This is a genomic window from Bacillus sp. T2.9-1 (assembly GCF_950097965.1).
Classification (GTDB): domain Bacteria; phylum Bacillota; class Bacilli; order Bacillales; family Cytobacillaceae; genus Niallia; species Niallia hominis.
This window is the reverse complement of the sequence record NZ_CATNHG010000082.1, coordinates 1,306-2,055: the sequence shown is the minus strand read 5'-3', so window position 1 is coordinate 2,055 and position 750 is coordinate 1,306. Positions and strand designations below refer to the sequence as shown.

General features: G+C 40.6%; 1 protein-coding gene and 1 pseudogene. Both read left to right on the top strand.

All coding sequences use genetic code 11. From position 1 onward, the window contains the following. Positions 1-45: 45 nt before the first annotated feature. A pseudogene (locus QQZ16_RS23235) lies at positions 46-422 on the top strand (UPF0236 family transposase-like protein); the annotation flags it as partial. Position 423: 1 nt separating this feature from the next. Next, positions 424-750, top strand: a 327-nt coding sequence (locus QQZ16_RS08895) for a UPF0236 family transposase-like protein (protein WP_284561300.1), incomplete at both ends; no start/stop codon positions are given.

Sequence of the window (750 nt, the reverse complement as noted above, 5' to 3'; positions counted from 1 at the left end):
CCATCATTAAAAGAATTGGAAAAAACTTTATTTCGAACACTCCAAATGACGTTTCAAGAAATCCTTGTTCAAACGTTAGAAAATTGGGATCAAGAGATTGCCCAGCAACGAGACAAAAGAAGATTTGCTTTACGAGATAAACGAGAAATACGAGTAGATACAGCGTTTGGAGCAGTGGAGCTGAAGCGTAATTATTATTTCGATCGTGTAACCAAAAAATATATTTGTCTGTTAGATCACTATTTACAGTTTCAAGGGAATAAAGGGTTTAGTCCACTATTAGAAGAATGGGGGTTAGAATTAGCGACAAATGGCTCTTCCTATCGAAAGGCGGTGGAAACATTCGAACAATTTTTAGGTTATTCGGCGATGAGCCACGAAGCATTACGGCAACATCTTCTTCAAACAAGCGTCCTTCCCGCNTCCTCCTATCGAAAGGCGGTGGAAACGTTCGAACAATTTTTAGGCTATTCGGCGATGAGCCATGAAGCATTACGGCAACATCTTCTTCAAACAAACGTACTTCCCGCTAAGGAAAAACGCCCTTTTCAAAAGGTATTGTTCGTCGAAGTAGATGGATTATATGTGAAGAGCCAAGAAAAGAAAAAGCGTGGATGGGAGTTGAAATTCGCCGCTGTGCACGAGGGATGGAAAGAAAACGGAAAGCGAGTCAGACTCCGAAATAAAAGGCATTTTCTCTATGAAGGAAAAGAACCCTTTTGGGAAGCCTTTGAAACGTTCTTACAGAAT